The sequence below is a fragment of the Brevibacillus sp. BC25 genome, from assembly GCF_000282075.1.
GTDB lineage: Bacteria > Bacillota > Bacilli > Brevibacillales > Brevibacillaceae > Brevibacillus.
Map to the genome: position 1 here is coordinate 1 of NZ_AKIX01000110.1, position 16,249 is coordinate 16,249.

Genomic DNA, 16,249 nt, shown 5'->3' on the forward strand with positions numbered 1-16,249 from the left:
TAGGCACGCCGCCAGCGTTCGTCCTGAGCCAGGATCAAACTCTCCAATAAAGTTTGAAGATGAATCTGACTTCAAGTAAAACACAAGCTTTTATTCACAGATTAATTCTATTCCGGTTTTCAAGGAGCATTTCATTCCATCTGTGCCTCAAGCAGAGGCGACGTTTTTTAATATAGCATAGACTAAAACCTAATGCAATAGGGAAAACTAAATAAGTTAAAAAATAACGTCAAAACAAAGGAAGTGAACGAGGGTGCGTGTAGTCAGCTACAACATTCATAGCGGCCGTGACCTCTGGTGGCGAAAACGTCTGAACGAAATGACTCTGACTTTAAAGGACTTGCAACCAGACATCATCGGTCTTCAGGAAGTCCATCAAAACGGGAAGTATGGGTATCAAGCAAGCTACATCGCTGATCAATTACAGTATCACTTGGCCTTCTCCCCTTCGATAGCGATAGGAGATGGATATTACGGCAATGCACTGCTATCGAAGTACGCGCTTGAAAATGTCGACGCCATCGTTTTGCCAGCCCGCAAAGAGCAACGAACCCTCCTGTATGCATCCTTCCAAGGATTCGGCCGTACGATTACGCTTTGCGTTACACACTGCAGCTTAAATCAAGAAAGCAGACTGGCCCAACTGCAGCTCATATCCACGTTGATACAGCAACACGCAAAAGCCCCATTACTCCTAATGGGGGATTTCAACGCAAGTAATGTGTCATTTTCACCACACCTGATGGACTGTGCTCTTGTCTCAGGTCAGGAAAAAAGACCAACGCTTCCAGCCTTCCGCCGTCGTCTGGACTATATTTTTGCTTCTCATCACTGGAATATTGAGAACTACGAGCTGCTACCTGTCAATTGGTCGGATCATGTCCCGGTCATTGTGGATTTGAGGCTGACGGAATCCCCAACTCTCGAAGAACAAAATCTTTGACATCTACCAGTCTTGCTGGTAGCGGAAACATCTCCGAAGCACCTGCGATCACTAACGGAATCAGCGAATCTTGCTTATGCAGTGATCCGTGACTACCACCACCTAAATGCGTCGGTGCACTTTCCGATAAAAATTCATAGCTCTTGGCAGCAGTAACTACTACCACGTCAACGGTCTGCGAGAACAGCGACCCGTATAGTCGAGAAAAAGCATCCGGGTATGTATCAAAAGAAAGACACTCTCCATCATATTGCACATCCAGCACGGAAACGTCCCCTTCAACGGACCAAGAAGAACCGTACGCATCTTGATACTCCCCATTACGCCAAAAACACATTTCCTGTTGTGTTCCACCCCGACGCACCTTTACCTTCTCGCCCTCTTTCCAAGCAATCAAATCAATTCTTTCTTCCACACTAACCGCTTCCACAATAGCAAACGGATCCGTTCCATTCACTGGGTACAAAAAAGTCATACGCTCATTATTGCAAATGACCACTTCCACTTCTGGTGTCACGTCAGTACCAAGCGCATGAATCGAAAAATTCGTCAGAAGATGATCCAACGGAATATTGTGGTCTTCACTTTCTCCGATGACAGTCTGTCCATGATCACTAATCAAAATGCATACATTTCTCTCCAGCATTTGCTCCCATGAAGCGAAGCTATCCAGCAAACGGGCCAATTGCTTGTCTACATCTGCCAAGTGCTGTACGGCATCCTCCGGGGAATTGTGGAGCTTATGATCATTCTCTGGCAGATAGACCAGTGTAAAATGTGGCTGCCGACCGCTGCGTATCACCTCAATCATAACATCGATTGCATACGCATCATTAATTCCGTAGCCTTCCAAAGCGGATTGAGAGAAATCCCACGGGACGGTACGAAATAACGCCGGGCGCACGAGCGTCCCCATACTCATGATCGTTGGACCACTCACCTTTTCTCGCAGGGAGAAAGATGTAATTGTATCAAGCAAGGTCGGCATTTTCACCTTATGCTGCTTATGTCCGCGATGGGCGATCACATTGATGGAACCGGATACGAGATTGTTTTCTTCCAGTACCTCATGAATGGTTTTAACATCCTTGCTAAGATGACGTTCATTCAAATCAAAAAGGACATTTTCTGCACAGCTCGAAACCCCTATTTTTCGAACGGGATTGGCGCCATTAATATAATTCACCATCTTTTTCTGCTCTGCATCATACCAAACTAACCCCGGTACTTTGTGCTGGTCGGGGTAAACTCCCGTAATGAGGGAGCAATCTATCGAAGCCGTCATCGTAGGGAAAACGGTCACACAATCTGGTATGTATTGGCTATGCTCCATGAAAAACCGAAGTGCCGGTGCTTTATTGGCAGCAATGCATCGCTCCAGAACATCAGGCATCATGGAGTCGATCAGGAAAAGTATGACCTTTTTCATCCGGCTGCCACCCTTCTTGTCGTAGTAGTCGTAATAGTCATAGTCGCACCTGATAGTGTTCGATTTTCCATTACCGAGTATACGCCTGAAAAAGAAAAATCCCCTGCTCGCCAAAAGCGACAGGGGAACTTGCTTACGAAGTAAATGTGAGGGTGTTGACACCATTTTTCGTTTGCAGTTTTAGTGCAGGGTACTTCTTCAAATACGGAGCAAGTACCACATAATCTTTTTCGCCAATGGACGGATCGCCCAGTAGATGCGAAAGTACAGCAGCCCGGATTTGCAGCCCTTGAGGCGTCTGTTTAAAGAGAGGATCCACTGTTGGGAAAGGAATTCCATTGATGACTGTATCGCCTTCTGCGTCACTCAGTTCCCATGTATTGACGTTCAATGAATGGAGAGCTTCTACTACTTGTGCTCCATAATCCTCCACAACCATATCCGGTTGAAGGCCTACGTGATTCACCACTGTATGCTTAGGTGTAAAATATTCATTCAGCGTAAGCTTGAGTGCGTCACCGTCCGTCAACGGAATAACTTGTTGGGCACTCCCTTTTCCAAATGTTTTGGTACCCACAAGTTTGGCAATGCCATGATCACGCAGCGCACCTGACAACAGCTCAGATGCAGAAGCTGTTCCGCCATTTACCAAAATTCGCACAGGCATGCCGATATCCTGTCCATTTCGTACCCACGTCTCTACCTCTACCCCATTGCGATTCGTGGTGTACATGAGCAAGCCTTCTTCCATGAAAAGGCTCGCGATGTCCCGCGCTGTGGACAAGTATCCCCCGCCATTATCCCGCAGGTCTAACACCAATCCGGACAACGGTTTTTGCACACGAGAAAGTTCTGCAAGCTTATCCCTTACCTGGATAGCTCCTTCTGATCCGAATGTTTCAAGACTGATATAGCCAACCGCGCCTTTCGTAAACATCTGTCCTTCCGCTTCCGGCAAGGTCATGAAAGCACGCTTCAGCTTTACCTGATGCTCCCGTTTGTCGGATGGACGATAAACAGTAAGAACGGCTTCGGTCCCTTCGTTGCCCTTCAAATAAGCATACGCTTCTTCAAAAGTCTTTCCGACCAACGAGGTCTCATTGACTTTGATCAATTGATCGCCTCGTTGCAAAGAAGATGATGCTGCTGGAGAATTCGGAACGATTTCACGGATGATAATATGATCTTTTTGAAGCCGCAGACGAAAGCCAAATCCAACGAATTGATTTTCAACGTCAGATTGGAACAGTCGCAAATCATCTTGGGTGAAAAATACGCTGTGCGGGTCATTGAGCGTGGAGAGCATTCCATCAATCGCCCAAGTGTTCATCGTCAGCGTATCAAACCCGCCTTTCTTCTGCCATTCTGCAAGCCTCAATTCCAACTCGTCCCAAGTATCATCTTCTTCAGAAACGTTGAACTGAAGCTTTTTTTTCTGTTCAGCCTGCTCACTAACCCCCTCTAGAGCCCCTTTTACCAATTGTTTGGCTGCCGGCTTGCTCAAGTGGCTCTCCATGACGTGAAGGAACACTTCTTCTGTTTCTTCGTAAGGATACTCTGCCGCTTGAACAGGAAGAACAGTTGTGAGTAGCAGGACAGTCGCTACTGCCCATTGACTAATTCGCTTCATGGTGCCACCCCTTTTCGAACATCATCAGGTATTGAGAATGCAACATTGCTTGTAAAGTCGTAATTGTCGGTACCCGAATAAGCTACATATTCGTCGCCCTCATAAATCTCTTCATAACGCCACGTATGTTTAACAATTTGGTCGCTAGCCCGATCAATATAATACTTGTTCATGAACAAGGGAACGTCTTTGACTTTTCCTTGTCCGAGCGAAACCTTCTTGGATTTCTCTATCAGCATAGAGCCCGGAATCCACTCCGTAATGACATCGTACTTCCCGTACGATTGCTTGTAGTAGCGAGCATGAAGCTCCTTGGCACGATCGGCTACCTTAACAGCACCAACCCACTCGTGCAAAAAGTCAACTTTGTCCGTTCTATTCTTGTCCCATGTCTGCCGATCCGTATCATACGAGTATTGCGTGTTTGTTTTCCCGTCTGTATAGGAGAGCAGCTTGTCTGATATTAGTTTTTGCGGAGATTGATAAAAGCCGGATATTCTGCTTATTTGTTTTTCCTTGTTAATATCCTGCGTGTATGAGAACGTCAATCCACTCAACACCGCTTCACCCTTCACTTGGTAGGTGTCGGCATTGTCCAACTGGCGCAAAGAATATCCCAAATCAGAAATAATAGCTGGCTGATCTTTTAACGACGCAAACTCTTGACGCAACATTTTGTGCAGCTGATTCATTCTGCTGTCTGATGCTTTCGGTTTCATTGCATTAAGAATTTCTTCTGCTTCCTGCATACGTCCTTCCTGCAAATAATAATAGGAAGTATTCAACAATGCCTCCGGGCTCCTATCGGCAAATCGCTGGTAACGTGTCAACGCCAGGTCTACCTGACCACTCCTGATTTCCAGTGCCCCCACATACATGGCGAGCGATTCCCATTCTTTGGAATCTTGCTTCACTTTTTGTTCATAAGCATTGAGTCGGTCGAGCACTTTTTTGTATTGGCTTTGATCCTTGTTCCCTAGCTGCAAGGCAATATCATACACATTCGCACTCAATAGCCCAAGTGTGTCCGGGAGAATGATTTTGTCTTCGAAGTAAGCGTCGATAGCAAGAAAAGCTTCCTCCAAATTGGTTTCAATCGGTGTCTCAGGATTCCAGCTCAATAAATAGTGCACACCGACTTGATTCGGGAAAGAGGAATCTGCCAGTTTGCGTAACTGTTCAAATGTCTCCTCACTATCATTTCTACTGCGAATAGCGGCAGCCGCATCTACATAAATCTGTTCTTCTGTTGTTTTGGGATCTGTATAGGTTGCGAATAACGGCAATACCTCTTCGACATCCGGGACCATTGGGAACTTTTTCCCATCGTAATCCAACAGAGGCATGATTCCATCCTGAAGGAGATAATTCACCATACGATCAGCTGCGACGGCAGCATCTCCCCGCTTCACCCGATCCGTTTTTTCTCCTTCTAGCCATCCCCAGGAACGCACTTCTTCCCAAGCATTTTTACTATCTGGAGACATCGTGAACATTTGCAATATCTTCGCAGCTTCTTCGTTGGTGATCGGCTGATTCGGCTTCATCATTTCACCAGGAAAAATGTACTGAATCGCATTTGGACCGTACAGTCTTTCCAAGATCGTGGAAATGCGCAGCGTTGGTTTGTACATCCACGTTAGGCGATCGACATCTTTATACGGCAAATACGGTTCCTGAAAACCTTCTGCTCGCGCCCACTCCGAATGCTCGGATAAGAAAGTAAGCGGATAGATCTGATACTGCCCACCGTAATAAAGACGATCGATCATGACGAGAAATTCCGCACGTGTCATGTCACGATTTGGGTAAAACTTCGGAACATTTGGACCAGCTTCAAACAAACCGAGCTGCACACCTTGAATGATTGCGTTTCTCGCCCAGTGCTTGTTGATGTCATTGTATGGCAATAAGCCCCCAGCCGCTGATGCGACGCCGGGGGTGAGTAAGCTTATCGTTAATAATCCACAAGAAATCGTCCGGATTAGTTTTTGCACATAAAATCCTCCTACACTTCATCTGGCAGGCAACATAAAGTTGATCCTGCTACGTCTTATACAAACTGGAACGGATCTGTGTGCATGCGCGAAGGAATAACCTCTGTTTCGTAACCATTTGCCTGCAATTGTTCAAGCAAGATGGTCGCCAGCTTTTCCTTCATGATTTTTTCGATATTGTGACCAGCATCTACGATCGACAAGCCCTCTGCTTGTGCATCGTGTGCGGTGTGATAACCAATGTCTCCGGTTAAATAAACATCCGCGCCTTTAAAAATGGCTTTCGAAACAAAAGAGCTACCGTCTCCACCTACTACGGCTACTTTTTTGACTGTCGCATCCAAGTCCCCAACTACGCGAAGGCCATGGAGGGAAAACCGTTCTTTGACGAGCAAAGCAAACTCACCCAGCGTCAGTGGTGCTGGCAAAGTACCGATTCGCCCAATTCCGTATGTAGTTCCGGACTGCTCCAAAGGAATGATGTCATAGGCGACTTCTTCGTAGGGATGGGCAGCAAGCATTGCTTTGACCACTGCCGATTGCCTGGAGGCGGGAACAATCATCTCGATGCGAACTTCCTCTGCTTTTTCCAGTTGGCCTGTCGAACCGATATGGGGATTCGTTCCTTCCCCTGGTAAAAAGGTTCCAATGCCTTCTGTCTGAAAAGAACAGTGACTATAGTTGCCTACATGCCCTGCACCCGCTTCAGCAAGTGCGGAAAATACTGCTTCTTTATGGGTAGCGGGTACGAATACGACGAGCTTCTTCCAAGCCTCTCGTGAAAGAACATCCAGTACATCTACATCAGTGAGTCCAACCGCTTCTGCAAGCCAATCGTTCATTCCCCCATACGCAACATCCAAATTGGTATGAGCTGTGTATACCGCAATGTCGTGCTTTATCAGCTTTTCGAACACGCGTCCTGCGGCGAGATCCGTCCGGAGGTTCTTGAGTGGTCGATAAATGACCGCATGGTGAGCAACAATCAGGTCTACACCCTCTGCAATTGCTTCATCCACTACAGATTCCAACACGTCTAGTGCGATCATCACTTTTTTCACTTTTTTTTGCAAGGTGCCTACATGAAGGCCAATCTTGTCGCCTTCCATCGCCAACGATTTTGGCGCCAGACGTTCTACATATTGGATTACTGTTTGTCCGTGCGCAAGCATGTGATCACCTCATCGATCCATTTTACTTCTACTTCGATTTCTTTAATTCGTTCTGCTGCTTCTGGCTTGTCCGAACGCTTTAATTGAACGATGACCTTTTGCCATTTTTCTTGCTCATGCAGCCACTTCTCTTGTAAAATCTCTGATTTTACCTCCCAAAGAAATGGACCAATGCGCAGGAGCTCTTGCTGTGTACGATCTTTTCCCTCATAAGGCAAGGTAGGATTGCCTCGTTCTGCGACGAGAATCTCATAAATCACGCCGTCCTCCTGCAAAATGGACTCCGCGATTAACTGCCAACCATTCTCTATCATCCACAGGCGAACCGCTTCTTCTCCTACGTTTGGTTGCAGAATCAGGCGTTGCACACCTTCCAGGTTGTCTTTTCCTGCTTCCAAAATGGAAACGATCAATTGTCCGCCCATCCCAGCAATGCAGATCACATCTGCTTCGCCAGGCTGTAATACCGCGAGTCCGTTTCCTTTACGCACTGAAGCGCGATCTTTTACCTGCAATGTATGTATTTGTTTTTGTGCCGCTTGAAAAGGCCCTTCATTCAATTCGCCTGCGATCACGAAAGAAGCAATTCCTTTTACAAGCAAATAAGAAGCCAACAACGCATGATCCGACCCGATGTCGGCGACGCGGGCTCCTTCTGGACAGTAGCGGGCAATCGTTTGTAGCCGCTTGGATATTGATACTGATTTCATCTGTATATTCACCTTCCGTTGCCTCTATTCTACCCTATTTGGCAGCAATTGCGAAATGCTAATTCCCTAACAGATGCTCAGCAAAGAACGACAAAATCCTCGTTGTTGCACCCAGCAGGGACAAGGCAACTAACGGGGTCCTTGGGTAGTAGTCGGGAAGCTTACGGGTAACCATTACGTTGGATGTAATGTTCGGAATTACAAGCAAAATTTTTAAATATGATATTGTTTTATGGTATTTTATGTAATTTAACTTAATTTTTACTAAACTGTGAACTTTATTTTAATAAATAAATATTTACAAATTTTTTACAAATATGTATATTAACGCCATGCACATCATGAACTACACAAACTAAATATCTTTAAGGAGGAGAATAGTTTGAAGAAAAGAACCGGCAAGTGGTGGGCAATGGGATTACTCTCTTCGGCGCTAGTGATGAGTGTCTTCACAGGTGTGGGGGCAGCCAGTAATGAGTCAACCAATGAATTCAGTGGATTAGGTACAGCAAGGGTATTAATTCAGTCAGATTCGGATGTGAGAACCGGTTATTTTGCTGGACCTTTGGAAGTCCGCCATGATTTTGGAGAAGATGGCTTTTCCCTCGATGTAAATAGCGATCAACTTAACCAATTGAAAAGCGATCCCAACGTAAAAATTACCGTGTTGAAAAAATTAAAGATCGCTGAGTATATAGAAGAAGATCAGGCAAGTGAGCCAGAGTTCTCTCCTGCAGCAGTCGTTCCGTGGGGAATTAAAGCAATCTATAAGAACCAGTCCCTCTCTGCTGCGACTGGCGGTGCAGATGTTCGTGTTGCAGTCCTGGATACTGGCGTGTATACGCAGCACCCAGACCTAACCGCTAACGCAGAGCAGTGCAACGATTTCACGCAAGCTTCTTCTCCTGTTGTTACCGGTGCTTGCAATGATGCGCATGGTCATGGAACACACGTCGCTGGAACTGTTCTCGCTGACGGCGGCGGTGGCGCAGGTATTTATGGTGTAGCACCAGATGCTAAGCTATGGGCATATAAAGTATTGGATGACTCAGGCTCCGGCTATGAGGATGACATTGCCTATGCCATTCGTTACGCTGCTGACCAGTCCGCTCAATTAGGCGTGAAAACGATCGTCTCTATGTCCCTTGGCTCTAGCAGTAAGAGCACCCTTATGGCAAATGCCATCACTTATGCAAACCAAAAAGGTGTATTAGTCGTCGCTGCGGCTGGTAATTCTGGACCGACAGTGAATAGCATTGGCTACCCTGGAGCATTAGTGAATACAGTAGCCGTAGCAGCGTTAGAGAATGTTCAACAAAACGGAACCTACCGTGTGGCTGACTTCTCTTCTCGTGGCAAGAGCGGGCAAGCGGGAGACTACGTGATTCAAGAACGCGATGTGGAAGTATCAGCACCAGGACGCGCTATTCAGTCTACATGGAATAACGGAGGCTATAACTCCATCAGCGGAACTTCCATGGCAACACCACACATTTCAGGTTTGGCTGCAAAAATTTGGGCATCTAATCCATCTTGGAGCTCTCAAGATGTTCGCGTAGAATTGCAAAAACGTGCGACAGGAAATGACATCAAAGGTGGCTCAAACGCTGCTGTAGGTGACGATATCTCTAGTGGATTTGGATTCCCAACTGTACAATCTGGCGATCAATAAAAAATAAGAAACAAAAAAAGAGCCATGGCTGTCAGTTTACGCTGGCAGTCATGCTCTTTCATTTGTCAAACAAGGAAAGGCTAGCACCCGATTTCTCTTGCGATGACATTACGTAAAATCTCTGAAGTCCCCTCGCCGATCTCTAACAGCCGGGCATCGCGGAAAAATCGTTCCACCTGATACTCCCGCATATAACCATAGCCACCGTGAATCTGAATGGCCTGATGAGTAGCGGACATGGCAATCTCCGAGGCATACAATTTTGCCATTGCTGCTTCTTTCGTAAATTTGCGACCATGATCCTTTAGCCACGCTGCTTTATAGACCATTGTTCTCGCCAGCTCAATTTGCATCGCCATATCCGCCAGCTTGTGCTGAATCGCTTGAAAATGACTCAAGGAATTACCAAAAGCCGTTCTTTGTTTGGAGTATTGCAGTGCCTTGTCGTAGGCAGCCTGTGCAATTCCTACAGCCATAGCGCCGATCCCGATTCGTCCACCATCAAGTGTAATGAGGAACTGCTTGAATCCTTCGCCCCTCTTCCCAAGGACGTTTTCCTCTGGCACCCGGACATTTTCGAGAACGAGCTCGGTCGTATTGGAGCTGTGCAAGCCGAGCTTATCATAGTTTGCCAGCACTTGAAAACCAGGTGCATCAGTCGGAACGATAAAAGCAGTAATACCGCGTGAGCCCTGGTCTTTGTCAGTTACAGCTGTCAGGGCGAGAAACGAAGCATAGGAGGCATTGGTAATGAAGCATTTGGAGCCGTTAATCGTCCACTCTCTGTCAGCCAAGACCGCATTCGTCCTCGTACCACCTGCGTCAGACCCTGCATTCGGTTCCGTCAAGCCAAACGCACCAAAGCTTTCGCCGGAACAGATTTTGCTTAAATAGCTCAGCTTCTGCTCTTCCGTTCCAAACAAAGCCAACGGTGCGCCACCTAACGAAATATGCGCCGAGTACGTGATTCCTGTAGAGCCGCATGCACGACTAAGCTCTTCTACAACGATCGCAAAACTCGTGGAATCGGCTCCCGCACCCCCGTATTTCTCAGAGAAAGGAAGACCCATCAAGTTCAGTTCGCTCATCTGCTTGAATATTTCGACAGGAAATTGTTTGGTTTGATCGCGTTCATCTGCTCCTGGTGCCACAACCTCATCAGCAAATTCGCGCATCATTTTTTTCAACATTTGTTGTTCTGAAGTCAAATCGAAGTTCATAATCGCTGCCCCCTTGAAAACGCTTTAGTAAAGAACCATCAAGAAATACACAATTTTGACTGAGCGTTTGTTCAGAATACTCTTACCATTATACACCACGATTTGAAACTCATGTGGTAATTTCACGAAAAAAAACACGCCTATGATCGGCGTGCTCCTAATAAAATCGCTCCCAAAAAAGATACTGCGGCTGCTATGAATCCGAGACTGTTTGTATTTACACCCATAAACTTGGCTACTGTTTCTCCACCCAGAAAAATAGCCGCCAGCAAAATACCGATTAATACTTTCCACTTGTTGTTCATCTATTCACCCCGTTTGCTCTCTTCTGAAATTGTAACAGATAAGCAGGGAGAGGAAAACGAGAAGTCACGCAGAGTCCTACAGTCGCAACCACGCATACCAATATCCACGCGTGAAGAAGAACAAAGTTGACGCGATGAATACCTTAATGAACAGCAGCAATTGAATCATATCCCGCTTCGCTTCTTGAATATACAGAGCCTGTATCTCTGCACCAAAGAAAAAGGCAAGTCCACATACAGCAAATACTCCCGCCCATTTCGCATTGGCCTTATTCATCAAGAAGCCCATACCTGTGAGCAAACACGCAAGCGGTACCCAGTACAACTCCGATGTCCACCATGTATAGTCCATCCCTACCCGATGAATGGTTGTAATACCATACAAGATCGCCAAACCCAGTAACCCTGCATAGAGCAAATAAGCATAGCCGAAAACAATTGCGCTGATGCACAGTAACATACAAACGAAGCCTAAATAGAACAGGACAAACGGCATGCTACCATCCAGTTTTTGGATACAATAAACGCCCCCTGCGATCAAGATCAGAAAAGACAAAGCCAGGAATAAATGCGTCAATGGCGGGGCCGACCTTCGATAAACGAGTCCCAGAATATAGAAAACAAGAGCGAAACAGGCAAAGATGGTAATTTGCATTGGGGTTTGAAAACGGTTAAAATGAAAAGCAAGTAAGATCAAACCAGCAATGACAAAGGCACCAAGGAGCCATGCCACTACCATTTTCCCCGTCACTGGAGAGACAGTTCTAGGTGCATATGTATTTGTGACAGATGATGTTGAATTGACTTTTCCTGACAGCACACCCGGTGCCGTTCCCATTCGCTCATTCCCGCCTGCGGACGCCGGTGTATTTGGCCGATCCCCTTCTGTATACAGATTTAACAAGAAGATGCAGTAATGTTCAGGCAGTAAATGGTTGCGCCGCCAGTTTTCAATTTCGGCGATGATCGTGCGCTTGCGCTGGTCGTCCAACGCGGCCCCTCCTAACTACGACAAAAAGTGTTTACTTTCATGAATAAGAAAAGCCTACGTCGGCTAACGTAGGCCACATACTTCTTATATCGGTTATTCCAAGAAATCTTTTAAGCGTTTACTTCTACTCGGATGACGCAATTTGCGAAGAGCTTTTGCTTCGATCTGACGAATCCGTTCACGGGTTACGCCAAACACTTTCCCTACCTCTTCTAACGTCCGTGTACGACCGTCATCTAATCCAAAACGCAGACGCAGTACATTTTCTTCCCGGTCCGTTAATGTATCCAAAACGTCTTCCAACTGTTCCTTCAAAAGTTCATAGGCAGCTGCATCAGATGGCTCCAATGCATCCTGATCCTCAATGAAATCACCTAAGTGGGAATCGTCTTCTTCCCCAATTGGAGTCTCCAGGGATACTGGTTCTTGAGCAATCTTCATGATTTCCCGAACTTTTTCCGGAGTGAGATCCATTTTTTCAGCGATTTCTTCTGGCATAGGTTCACGACCTAGCTCTTGCAGAAGCTGACGGGAAACGCGGATTAATTTATTGATCGTTTCCACCATATGAACCGGAATCCGGATCGTTCTAGCCTGGTCTGCAATGGCACGGGTAATCGCTTGGCGAATCCACCAGGTCGCATACGTACTGAACTTGTAGCCTTTGCGATAGTCAAACTTTTCCACCGCTTTAATCAGACCCATGTTTCCTTCTTGAATCAAGTCGAGGAATAGCATGCCACGTCCTACATAACGCTTCGCAATCGATACAACCAATCGCAAGTTCGCCTCAGCCAGACGTCTTTTGGCTTCCTCATCACCTTGTTCAATTCGCTGTGCCAGTTTAATCTCCTCTTCTGCGGAGAGCAGAGGAACTCGACCAATTTCCTTCAGATACATCCGTACAGGGTCATTGATCTTAATTCCAGGTGGAACGGAGAGATCGTCATAGTCGAATTCTTCGTTGTCCTCGTCCTTGATGATCATTTGATCGACTTCATCGTCGTCATCTTCATTCTCATTGTTGTTAATCTCAATGCCTTGATCACCAAGATATTCAAAAAACTCATCCATTTGATCAGAATCCTGCTCGAAACCTGCCAGGCGCGCAGTAATCTCCTTATACGACAGTGCGCCGCGTTTCTTGCCTAATTCGACCAACTGTTCCTTCACTTGTTCGATGGACGTTGCTTCCATGTCGGAAGTAATATTTTGCTTGTTCATCTACTTTCCCTCCTTCCCCGGGAATGATCTGAAGCTACCCTTCTTTTAAAGCATTTTCCAATTCAAGAATCTTCATCCCTGTAACGGCTGCTTGAAGTTCAAGTTGTTTGCGCGCATCCTCGCTGTCCGCTGCGGCCGCTTGGAGGTGTAAGCTCCGCTGCTCATCGCGCAATCGTTCCAACTCGGCACGCTTCGGGTAGTTATTCACTTGTTTGATGTAGTCACCGATCTCTAATTCAGATACGTCGTTGTTGCACTCCATCATGGCCAATCCCGAGGCTAATTGCTTTAACAAATCGTCTTGCACATAATGTATAAACTTTCCAGGGTCTTCCGAGTTTCCCTCTGCATAGTAGGCGTACAGGTAGGCAGCCAGCGCATCGTGTTCATCCACTTGAAAGTGGGCGCTGCATTCCTGTTGGACGCGGGCGGCTATTTCTTCGTTCCGCATCATGTAGTAAAGCAGCATGCGCTCAGCCGTGTGATAAGCGGGTGGCAGTGTTTTCGCGAGCGTAACTTTGCCATTATTTATACTATTATTCCATGCTGGCGTCACTTTATCCCTTTGGCGCTCACTTTTTTGCTGATTATAAGCGCGTTTGGACTCCCATTTGAGATCACCGAGAGTAAGGGAGTATTCTTCTGCCAATTGCCGCTGATACATGTCCCGTTCCACCGGGCTGTTGAGCTCATTGATGATCTCGACCGCCTTCGCGATTAAGCGAGCTTTGTCCGTCTCATCTTTTATTACGAACTGACTGCGTAAATGTTTCAGACGGAAAGCCGTAATTGGCATCGCCTGTAACAATACCTGCTGGGAAAATGCTTCAGCCCCATGCTGGCGGATGTAATCATCCGGGTCCACTCCTTGTGGAAGTGGAGCAACTCGAACGATCAAACCGGCTTGCTGCAAAACGTGAATCGCTTTGCTCGTTGCTTCTTGTCCTGCAGCATCTCCGTCATAACAGAGTACGACTGATTCTGTATTACGACGAAGAATTCTGGCCTGCTGCTCCGTCAAGGCTGTTCCCAAAGTGGCAATACCTTGCATAAAACCCGCCTGCCATGCCGATATGACATCGACATATCCTTCAAACAACAGCGCCTCTTTTCTCTTTCTAATAATGGGGCGCGCACGATGAAGATTAAACAGCGTAGCGCTTTTGTTGAACAAAAGGCTTTCCGGGCTATTCAGATACTTGGGTTGAGACTTTTGGTTGGAATTGGGGTTCGATCCTTGCAGTAAGCGCCCACCAAATCCGATGACGTTACCTTGGGAATCCTGGATCGGAAACATGATACGACCTCGAAAGCGATCAAAGATTTTTCCTGCTTCGCTCCTGGCCAAAAGCCCTGCTTCCACCATCAATTCCTGTGAAAATCCCCTCTTTGTCAACTGCTGCGTCACGAAATCCCAAGAATCCGGGGCAAATCCGATTTGATATTCGGCTATTGTCGCCTCAGACATTCCGCGCTTCGCGAGATACTTCATCGCTTCTGCGCCATAAGGGGTTTTCGTAAGCACATAGTGGTAGAGGCGTGAAACGAACGTATGCGCTTCCTGCATCGCATGTTTCATCCGTTTTTCAGGTGATTCCTCTACTTGCTGCGGCTGGGGCACAGCTATCCCGGCACGCTCCGCCAATTTGTGCAGTGCCTCTGGAAAAGTCAATTGCTCCAGTTTCATTAAAAAGGAAAAGATATCCCCACCTGCTCCACAGCCAAAGCAATGAAAAAACTGTCGCTCTGCATTTACGTTGAAGGAAGGGCTCTTTTCAGAGTGAAACGGACATAGACCGAGAAAGGCACGACCGCTTTTTCTCAGTTGAACGTACTCTCCTACAACGTCTACGATGTCGACAGCGGCACGCACTTGATTTACAAATTCATCTGAAGTGGGACCAGTCATGTCTTTCCACCTTTATAAGGAGAATCGCACGTGAGAATATTTAGTTCGTCAAAATTCGTCAATTTCCTTCTTTGCATCAAACTTCTTTTCTTCTTTTCTACTTTTCCACATTTCTAAGTGCAATAAACGCTGAGAAACTCACGTATGATAAGTACCTCAGCTAATTGATTTTCTACAAAAAACGTCAAAATCCTTCTTTCGGCCTATTTCCTTTCATTTCGGAGATTGTTTTTTCTAATCATCTCCAAAATGATGTTTGCCGTTTCTTCCACTGCCTTGTTGGATACATCGATAACGGTACATCCGAGGCGCTCAATAATGCGCTTGGAATAAGCCAGTTCTTCGGCAATCCGTTCGAGATTGGCGTAATTTGCTTGTGCAGTCAATCCCAGTGCCTTCAGACGCTCTGTCCGAATGCCGTTCAGTTGCTCCGGATTGATGGTAAGTCCAATACACCGTTCTATTGGCAGTTGGAACAATTCTTCTGGTGGCTCTACTTCCGGGACAAGCGGAACATTGGCAACCTTAAGTCGCTTGTTAGCCAAGTACATGGAAAGAGGCGTCTTGGAAGTACGCGAAACGCCGATTAAAACGACATCTGCGCGCAACAGGCCGCGTGGGTCCCGTCCATCATCGTACTTGACGGCAAACTCGATGGCGTCTACCTTGCGGAAATACTCTTCATCCAGTCGGCGTACCAAGCCCGGTTTTCCTGTTGGTGGCTCTTTCAACATGCCCTGCAATGTATTCATCAAAGGCCCCATAACATCAAGAGCCGGAATTCCGTGAAGAGCAGCTTGTTGTGTAATATACGCATTCAGCTCCGGAATGACCAGAGTGAACACGATCATTGCCCGCGATTCTTTTGCCGAAGCAATAATTTCGTCAATCGATTCCTTGTCTTCTATATACGGATACTTTTGTACATCAAACAAAAAACGATCAAACTGACTAGCTCCTGCGCGAACGACAAGTTCGGCCGTTTCGCCGATGGAGTCTGAGACTACATAGATGAGCTGTCCTTGCTGTTTACCTTGCATCGCTTCT

General features: G+C 46.5%; 13 protein-coding genes. 2 read left to right on the plus strand and 11 right to left on the minus strand.

The genetic code is table 11. The features are described from left to right. Nucleotides 1-253: 253 nt before the first annotated feature. Complete coding sequence (locus tag PMI05_RS24170) at nt 254-943, plus strand: endonuclease/exonuclease/phosphatase family protein (RefSeq protein ID WP_007727565.1); 690 nt, start codon at nt 254-256, stop codon at nt 941-943. On the opposite strand, the gene PMI05_RS24175 is transcribed toward PMI05_RS24170, so the two are convergent. The 5 genes from PMI05_RS24175 to PMI05_RS24195 form a co-directional block, all read right to left on the minus strand. After that, nucleotides 888-2,372, minus strand: coding sequence for an alkaline phosphatase family protein (locus PMI05_RS24175; protein WP_007727567.1), 1,485 nt, complete (start codon nt 2,370-2,372; stop codon nt 888-890). The two genes, PMI05_RS24170 and PMI05_RS24175, sit on opposite strands and share 56 nt — an antisense overlap. Nucleotides 2,373-2,505: 133 nt before the next feature. Beyond that, on the minus strand, nt 2,506-4,002 hold the full coding sequence (locus tag PMI05_RS24180) for a S41 family peptidase (protein ID WP_007727570.1): 1,497 nt from the start codon (nt 4,000-4,002) through the stop codon (nt 2,506-2,508). Continuing rightward, nucleotides 3,999-5,999, minus strand: a complete 2,001-nt coding sequence (locus tag PMI05_RS24185) for an S-layer homology domain-containing protein (RefSeq protein WP_007727573.1) — start codon at nt 5,997-5,999, stop codon at nt 3,999-4,001. Before PMI05_RS24185 ends, PMI05_RS24180 begins: the two co-directional genes overlap by 4 nt. A gap of 56 nt (nt 6,000-6,055) precedes the next feature. Continuing rightward, entirely contained in the window at nt 6,056-7,171 is a 1,116-nt protein-coding gene (locus tag PMI05_RS24190) for a Nif3-like dinuclear metal center hexameric protein (RefSeq protein WP_007727576.1), read from the minus strand. After that, nucleotides 7,147-7,881 carry a tRNA (adenine(22)-N(1))-methyltransferase TrmK gene (locus PMI05_RS24195; RefSeq protein WP_039961295.1) on the minus strand — a complete coding sequence of 245 codons (735 nt, stop codon included), beginning with the start codon at nt 7,879-7,881 and terminating at the stop codon, nt 7,147-7,149. Before PMI05_RS24195 ends, PMI05_RS24190 begins: the two co-directional genes overlap by 25 nt. A 382-nt stretch (nt 7,882-8,263) precedes the next feature. On the opposite strand from PMI05_RS24195, the gene PMI05_RS24200 reads away from it, so the two are divergent. Further along, nucleotides 8,264-9,553, plus strand: a complete 1,290-nt coding sequence (locus PMI05_RS24200; RefSeq protein WP_007727579.1) for a S8 family serine peptidase — start codon at nt 8,264-8,266, stop codon at nt 9,551-9,553. A gap of 80 nt (nt 9,554-9,633) precedes the next feature. On the opposite strand, the gene PMI05_RS24205 is transcribed toward PMI05_RS24200, so the two are convergent. The 6 genes from PMI05_RS24205 to PMI05_RS24225 all read right to left on the minus strand — a co-directional run bounded on the left by PMI05_RS24205 (nt 9,634) and on the right by PMI05_RS24225 (nt 16,242). Then, a complete protein-coding gene (locus PMI05_RS24205; protein ID WP_007727580.1) occupies nt 9,634-10,773 on the minus strand; it encodes an acyl-CoA dehydrogenase in 1,140 nt (379 codons plus the stop codon). A 140-nt stretch (nt 10,774-10,913) separates the two neighbouring features. Further along, the gene (locus PMI05_RS31170) at nt 10,914-11,078 is read right to left on the minus strand and encodes a hypothetical protein (RefSeq protein ID WP_193375278.1); all 165 of its coding nucleotides are present in this window, start codon (nt 11,076-11,078) and stop codon (nt 10,914-10,916) included. 76 nt (nt 11,079-11,154) lie between these two features. Continuing rightward, entirely contained in the window at nt 11,155-12,069 is a 915-nt protein-coding gene (locus PMI05_RS24210) for a hypothetical protein (RefSeq protein ID WP_007727581.1), read from the minus strand. A gap of 93 nt (nt 12,070-12,162) precedes the next feature. After that, entirely contained in the window at nt 12,163-13,293 is a 1,131-nt protein-coding gene (rpoD, locus tag PMI05_RS24215; protein ID WP_007727582.1) for an RNA polymerase sigma factor RpoD, read from the minus strand. 34 nt (nt 13,294-13,327) lie between these two features. Further along, the gene (gene dnaG / locus PMI05_RS24220) at nt 13,328-15,202 is read right to left on the minus strand and encodes a DNA primase (protein WP_007727583.1); all 1,875 of its coding nucleotides are present in this window, start codon (nt 15,200-15,202) and stop codon (nt 13,328-13,330) included. Nucleotides 15,203-15,405: 203 nt separating this feature from the next. Beyond that, on the minus strand, nt 15,406-16,242 hold the full coding sequence (locus PMI05_RS24225; protein WP_007727584.1) for a pyruvate, water dikinase regulatory protein: 837 nt from the start codon (nt 16,240-16,242) through the stop codon (nt 15,406-15,408). Nucleotides 16,243-16,249: the final 7 nt, after the last annotated feature.

Bases quoted from the DNA above. Each gene is read 5' to 3' on its own strand.
- PMI05_RS24175 (WP_007727567.1), bottom strand. From the start codon at position 2,372: ATGAAAAAGGTCATACTTTTCCTGATCGACTCCATGATGCCTGATGTT.
- PMI05_RS24180 (WP_007727570.1), bottom strand. From the start codon at position 4,002: ATGAAGCGAATTAGTCAATGGGCAGTAGCGACTGTCCTGCTACTCACA.
- PMI05_RS24190 (WP_007727576.1), bottom strand. From the start codon at position 7,171: ATGCTTGCGCACGGACAAACAGTAATCCAATATGTAGAACGTCTGGCG.
- PMI05_RS24195 (WP_039961295.1), bottom strand. From the start codon at position 7,881: ATGAAATCAGTATCAATATCCAAGCGGCTACAAACGATTGCCCGCTAC.
- PMI05_RS24205 (WP_007727580.1), bottom strand. From the start codon at position 10,773: ATGAACTTCGATTTGACTTCAGAACAACAAATGTTGAAAAAAATGATG.
- PMI05_RS31170 (WP_193375278.1), bottom strand. From the start codon at position 11,078: ATGAACAACAAGTGGAAAGTATTAATCGGTATTTTGCTGGCGGCTATT.
- rpoD (WP_007727582.1), bottom strand. From the start codon at position 13,293: ATGAACAAGCAAAATATTACTTCCGACATGGAAGCAACGTCCATCGAA.
- dnaG (WP_007727583.1), bottom strand. From the start codon at position 15,202: ATGACTGGTCCCACTTCAGATGAATTTGTAAATCAAGTGCGTGCCGCT.
- PMI05_RS24225 (WP_007727584.1), bottom strand. From the start codon at position 16,242: ATGCAAGGTAAACAGCAAGGACAGCTCATCTATGTAGTCTCAGACTCC.